This is a genomic window from Streptomyces sp. ICN903, assembly GCF_022015835.1.
In the GTDB taxonomy this organism is placed as follows: domain Bacteria; phylum Actinomycetota; class Actinomycetes; order Streptomycetales; family Streptomycetaceae; genus Streptomyces; species Streptomyces fenghuangensis.
The window spans coordinates 1-5,405 of record NZ_JAKMAY010000349.1; the positions used below are offsets into that span (position 1 = coordinate 1).

Sequence of the window (5,405 nt, forward strand, 5' to 3'; positions counted from 1 at the left end):
GGGTTCGACAGCCTGGTGCAGGCGGCGAGCGGCATCGCCGTGACCGAGGGCGGGCCGGACGGCGGGCCGGGGGTGCTGCCGGCGCAGGCCCTGGACCACGGCACGGGCTATCTGCTGGCCGCCGCCGTGCTGCGTTCGCTCACCGAGCAGCGCGGCGGCGGGGGTTCGCGGCGCGTGCGGCTCGCGCTGGCGCGGACGGCGCACTGGCTGCAGCACGGGTTGGAAGGGGCGAAGGAGCCTCAGGAACCGGAGGAGGTGCGGGAGCCGTACGATCCGGCCGACTGGCTCGACGAGACGGACAGCCCGCTGGGCCGGCTGCGCCACGCCGTCTCCCCCGTGGCCTACGACGGCGGGCCGGAGGGCTGGTCCCGGCCGCCGGGGCGGCCGGGTGCGGACGCGCCGGTGTGGGTGTGAGGGCGCGGGTGTGACGGGGCGTCGGGTCAGTCGTCCCGGTCGTCACGCCTGCGGTCGTGCCCGTGCCCGTGCGTGTGACCGTGCCCGTGGCCGCCCTCCAGGCGCTTGCGCTCCCGGCGCTCCTGGCGCCTGCGCTTGCGCTCGACTCCGACGCCGCCCCAGAAGGCGAAGCCGCTGACCACCACGCGCGGTGCGCCCGGCTCGCCCCGGCCCGCGGCGCTGTGGTCGAAGCCGCCCATGACGCCGATGCCGCGTACGTCGACCTCGGCCTCGTCCGGGACGATCACGTTGATGCCGCCCATGATCGCGAAGCAGCGGATCTCCACCTCGCGGTCCTCGAAGTACGCCTCGCGCAGGTCGATCTCCCCGCCGCCCCAGAAGGCGAAGCCGGTGAAGCGACGGGGAGCGGTCCATGGGCCCTTGCGCACGAAGCCGCCCATGACGGCCACTCCGCTGCGGGATGTGGCGCTGCCGCCGAAGCGGCCGGCCCAGCCGCGGCCGGCGCGGGCGGGCTCGGCCGTCGTGGCCGGTGCGGTGGCCTGGGGCAGGTCCCTGACCAGGGGGGCCAGCTCGCCCTGGGTGCGCGCGGCGTAGGCGGAGTCCAGTCGCTCCTGGAACTCCTCCATGTCGAGGCGCCCCTCGGCCACCGCCTCGCGCAGCACCTCGGCCACGCGTTCCCGGTCGGCGTCGGAGGCCCTCATCTCGGGCAGGTCTTCGGTCATGGCGGCAGGCTACCGGCCGGGCCCGGGCAGGTCGGGCCCGGGCAGGTCGGGCCCGACCGGTCCGCAGGTCCTCAGGCCAGGTCGATGCCGGGGTAGAGCGGGTGTCCGGACAGCAGGTCGGCGGCGCGGTCGGCAACGGACTCGGCGATCTTGGGCTCCAGCAGGTACCGGGCCCTGGAGGGGGCACCGGCCGCGGTGGTGCCCGGTTCGGCGGCGGTGAGGGTGGTGTGGATCAGGTCGGCGACCTCGTCCATCTCGGCCGTTCCCAGGCCGCGCGTGGTCAGGGCCGGGGTGCCGATGCGGATGCCGGAGGTGTACCAGGCGCCGTTGGGGTCGCGCGGCACGGCGTTGCGGTTGGTGACGATGCCGGCGTCCAGCAGCGCGTCCTCGGCCTGGCGGCCGGTGAGGCCGTAGCCGGTGACGTCCACCAGGGCCAGGTGGTTGTCGGTGCCGCCGGTGACCAGTCGTGCGCCTCGGCGCATCAGGCCCTCGGCGAGGGCGGCGGCGTTGTCCACCACCTGCCGGGCGTAGGTGCGGAAGGACGGCTGCCGGGCCTCGGCCAGCGCCACGGCCTTGGCGGCCATGACGTGGGGCAGCGGGCCGCCCAGCACCATGGGGCAGCCGCGGTCCACGTGCTCGGCCAGCGCCTCGTCGCACAGCACCATGCCGCCGCGCGGGCCGCGCAGGGACTTGTGGGTGGTGGTGGTGACGATGTTGGCGTGCGGTACGGGGTCGAAGTCGCCGGTGAAGACCTTGCCGGCGACCAGTCCGGCGAAGTGGGCCATGTCGACCATCAGAGTGGCGCCGACCTCGTCGGCGATCTCCCGCATGATCCGGAAGTTCACCTTCCGCGGGTAGGCGGAGTAGCCGGCGATCAGGATGAGGGGGCGGAACTCGCGGGCGGCGGCGCGCACCGCGTCGTAGTCCAGCAGGCCGGTGGCCGGGTCGGTGCCGTAGCTGCGCTGGGCGAACATCTTGCCGGAGATGTTGGGCCGGAAGCCGTGGGTGAGGTGGCCGCCCGCGTCCAGGGACATGCCCAGCATCCGCTGGTCGCCCAGCGCGCGCCGCAGCTGCGCCCAGTCCTGCTCGGTCAGGTCGTTGACGTGCCGGGCCCCGGCGCGCTCCAGGGCGGGGCTCTCCACGCGCTGGGCCAGGACGGACCAGAAGGCGACGAGGTTGGCGTCGATGCCCGAGTGCGGCTGGACATAGGCGTGGTCGGCGCCGAACAGTTCGCGGGCGTGCTCGGCGGCCAGCGCCTCGACGGTGTCGACGTTGCGGCATCCGGCGTAGAAGCGGCGGCCGACGGTGCCCTCGGCGTACTTGTCGCTGAGCCAGTTGCCCATGGCCAGCAGCACGGCCGGGGAGGCGTAGTTCTCGCTGGCGATCAGCTTGAGGGAGGCGCGCTGGTCGGTGATCTCGGCGCCGATGGCGTCGGCGACGCGCGGCTCGACGGCGCGGATCACGTCCAGGGCGCTGTTGAAGGCGGTCGACGCGGTCGATGCTGCGGCGGCGGTGTCGGCGGTGCTCGCCGTGTCCCGGGGGGTGCGCGGGTCGGGTGCGGTGGCCATGGGCCCCTCCTTGACGTCCTCGAAGACGGTGCGGGCGGCCCAGGCGCGCGGCTCTTCGGCGCGGCGGGCTCATGCGCCCGGTGCGCGGGCCGCTCCCCGATGGTCGATCCCATCCCTACGCGCCAGTCACGGCCCGCCCGGAGCCTAGCACTCGCGGACGGCCCCGCCCTGGGGCACGGTGGAGAAGAGAACCGATCGCCCCACCCTTCGCAGGAGGCACCATGACCGACCACGTCTACCGGGTGACCGAGATCGTCGGCACCTCGCACGAGGGCGTCGACCAGGCGATCCGCAACGGGCTCGCGCGGGCCTCGGAGACGCTGCGGCACCTGGACTGGTTCGAGGTGACGCAGGTCCGCGGCAACATCTCGGAGGGCCAGGTGGAGCACTACCAGGTGGGGCTGAAGATCGGGTTCCGCCTGGACGGCGAGGAGTAGGACCGCCCCGGCGCACGTCCGCCGGGGTGCCCCTTGCGCCCGGTTCACCCGTCCTGCCGGGGCGGGAGGGATAGGAACGCCGTCGTGTGGCACTCGGACGCCCGGAAGGATGTCCCCTATCGCCTTCCGGGCGATACGGCCGTTCCCGGAGGAACGCAGCATGCCCACGGCAGCCACCAACAGCCAGGTCACGATCACCGACTCCCCGGCCCACGGCCGGTTCGAGGCCAGGATCGGCTCGACCCTCACCGGCTTCACCGACTACGTGCGCGATGACGATCTGGTGACCTATCCGCGGGTGGTGGTGTCCCGGCCCTTCCTGGGCCGGGGCATCGGCGACCGACTGGTGCGCACCGCGCTGGACGACGCGCGGCGGCGCGGCCTGCGGGTCCGGCCTGCCTGCTCCTTCGTCGAGCAGTGGATCGTCATGCACCCCGAGTACCGGGACCTCGTCGTGGAGGAGGCCGGGGAGGGCGGCCCCGGCTCCGGTTCCGGCGGTGCGGGACGGGTCGGCGGATAGCCCGTCCGGGCGCGTCGCGCCGGCCCGGGCCCGTGTCCGGGGCCCGTGCTCCTACCGCCTGCCGGCCTTCTTCCTCTGCAGCGCCAGCCGCCGCTTGCGCAGTTCGGCCTGGCGCCGCCGGCTCTCGGCGCGCGCCCTGGCCCGCTCCCGCGCCTCGGGATCCCGGGGCCTGGTGTGGCGCGTCTTCAGCAGGCCCCAGAAAAGGAACGCCATGAGCAGCAGCCCGAACACGCCGAAGGCGCCGGCCGCCGCCGGCGGGAGCTCCTGGAAGTCGATGTCCCAGTACCTGATGTAGTCCCTGCTGTGGTACACGGCCCCTCCGCCCCCTCTGCCCGCACAGGAGGTCCACACCCTACGCCCCTGCCCTGCCCGGACCGGCCCCGAAGGGGACGGTCCGGGCAGGGCAGGGGGTGGCTGGGTCAGGGCGTGTTCCACTTCTGGTTGGCATTGCCCGAGCAGGTCCAGATCTGCGTCTTCGTGCCGTTGGCGGAGTTGTTGTCCCTCACGTCCAGGCACTTGTCGGCGTTCGGGTTGACGATGTCCCGGGCCCCGGTGACGACCCACTGCTGGGCGGCCGTGCCGTTGCAGTCCCAGATCTGGACGGGGGTGCCGTCGGCCGTGCCCGCGCCGGAGACGTCCAGGCACTTGCCGAGCGCCCGTATGGTGCCGTCCGTTCCGACGGTCCACTGCTGGGCGGCGTTGCCGTTGCAGTCGTGGATCTGCACCGGGGTGCCGTTGGCGGTGTCCGCCCAGGCCACGTCCAGGCACTTGCCCGCCAGACCGGTGATGGTGCCGGTGCGCCCGCCGCCACCGCCGCTGTCGCCGCCGCTGGTGACGCGGACGTAGTCGACGACGAGTTTCTGCGGGAAGACGGTGCTCGAGTCCGGCAGGCCCGGCCAGTCGCCGCCCACCGCGAGGTTGAGGATCAGGAAGAACGGCTTGTCGAACACCCACCGGTCGCCGCCCAGGTCGGCCGGGGTGCGGCGCTGGTAGACCTGGCCGTCGACCGACCAGGTGATGGAGTTCGGGGACCAGTCGACGGCGAAGGTGTGGAAGTCGTCGGCGAACGCCCGGCCGCCGGGGAGGGTGTAGCCGGCGCCGATGCCCTCACCGCCGGAGTAGCCGGGGCCGTGCAGGGTGCCGTGCACGGTGCCGGGTTCGTATCCGACGTTCTCCATGATGTCGATCTCGCCGCTGTTGGGCCATCCGACGCTGCCGATGTCGTGGCCGAGCATCCAGAACGCCGGCCACATGCCCTGGCCGCGCGGGAGCTTCATCCGGGCCTCGATGTGGCCGTAGGTGGTGGTGAACTTCCCGGCGGTGTTCATCCGGGCCGAGGTGTACTCGCAACGGCCGTACCAGCACTGGTAGCTGCCCGGGTTCTCCTTGCGGGCGGTGATGACCAGGTTGCCGTTGCCGTCGAGCGCGGCGTTGGCGTTGCCCGGGGTGTAGTACTGCCGCTCGTGGTTGTTTCCGCTGTTGTCACCGGTCTCCAGCTGCCATCTGCGGCTGTCGACCGCCGATCCGGCGGGCCCGTCGAAGTTCTCCTCGAACAGCACGGCCGCCGGGGCCGCTTCGGCCTCCTGGACGGCCTTCTGTGCGGTCTCGCCCGCAGGGCCGGCGGCCGCGGTGCCGGTGATCGCCAGGGTCGCGGCCAGTGTCAGCAGCACCGCCGCCGATGCCCGGCGGCGGGAGCGGCGGCGCCGGGGCTTCTCGCCGCGGGGAGGGTCGTGGGGGGCATGAG

7 protein-coding genes are annotated in these 5,405 nt (G+C 73.5%); 3 read left to right on the top strand and 4 right to left on the bottom strand.

Annotation, left to right across the window (positions count from 1 at the left end; translation table 11 throughout):
- Positions 1-414 (top strand): CoA transferase (locus tag L7D48_RS25220; RefSeq protein WP_237882820.1); only part of this gene is annotated, 414 nt, incomplete at its 5' end.
- A 26-nt stretch (positions 415-440) separates the two neighbouring features.
- Here L7D48_RS25220 and L7D48_RS25225 read toward each other — a convergent pair.
- Positions 441-1,136: a DUF1707 domain-containing protein gene (locus L7D48_RS25225; protein ID WP_237882822.1), complete on the bottom strand. Its 696-nt coding sequence runs from the start codon at positions 1,134-1,136 to the stop codon at positions 441-443.
- A 71-nt stretch (positions 1,137-1,207) separates the two neighbouring features.
- On the bottom strand, positions 1,208-2,704 hold the full coding sequence (locus L7D48_RS25230; RefSeq protein ID WP_237882824.1) for a glycine hydroxymethyltransferase: 1,497 nt from the start codon (positions 2,702-2,704) through the stop codon (positions 1,208-1,210).
- A gap of 221 nt (positions 2,705-2,925) precedes the next feature.
- Here L7D48_RS25230 and L7D48_RS25235 point away from each other — a divergent pair, with 221 nt between their 5' ends.
- Together L7D48_RS25235 and L7D48_RS25240 are read left to right on the top strand one after the other, a co-directional pair.
- Positions 2,926-3,141, top strand: a complete 216-nt coding sequence (locus tag L7D48_RS25235; RefSeq protein WP_237882826.1) for a dodecin — start codon at positions 2,926-2,928, stop codon at positions 3,139-3,141.
- A 160-nt stretch (positions 3,142-3,301) separates the two neighbouring features.
- Positions 3,302-3,661, top strand: coding sequence for a GNAT family N-acetyltransferase (locus L7D48_RS25240; protein WP_237882828.1), 360 nt, complete (start codon positions 3,302-3,304; stop codon positions 3,659-3,661).
- 51 nt (positions 3,662-3,712) lie between these two features.
- Here the strand turns inward: L7D48_RS25240 and L7D48_RS25245 are convergent, their stop codons facing one another.
- Both L7D48_RS25245 and L7D48_RS25250 read right to left on the bottom strand, forming a co-directional pair.
- Complete coding sequence (locus L7D48_RS25245; protein WP_237882830.1) at positions 3,713-3,973, bottom strand: hypothetical protein; 261 nt, start codon at positions 3,971-3,973, stop codon at positions 3,713-3,715.
- Between the two features lie 107 nt (positions 3,974-4,080).
- Positions 4,081-5,331 (bottom strand): RICIN domain-containing protein, encoded by a 1,251-nt coding sequence (locus tag L7D48_RS25250; RefSeq protein WP_374493708.1) that lies wholly within the window; start codon positions 5,329-5,331, stop codon positions 4,081-4,083.
- Between the last annotated feature and the right edge of the window lie 74 nt (positions 5,332-5,405).

What these genes read in the sequence shown, in the direction of transcription:
- L7D48_RS25240 (WP_237882828.1), top strand. Translation starts at nt 3,302, where the DNA reads ATGCCCACGGCAGCCACCAACAGCCAGGTCACGATCACCGACTCCCCG.
- L7D48_RS25235 (WP_237882826.1), top strand. Translation starts at nt 2,926, where the DNA reads ATGACCGACCACGTCTACCGGGTGACCGAGATCGTCGGCACCTCGCAC.
- L7D48_RS25225 (WP_237882822.1), bottom strand. Translation starts at nt 1,136, where the DNA reads ATGACCGAAGACCTGCCCGAGATGAGGGCCTCCGACGCCGACCGGGAA.
- L7D48_RS25230 (WP_237882824.1), bottom strand. Translation starts at nt 2,704, where the DNA reads ATGGCCACCGCACCCGACCCGCGCACCCCCCGGGACACGGCGAGCACC.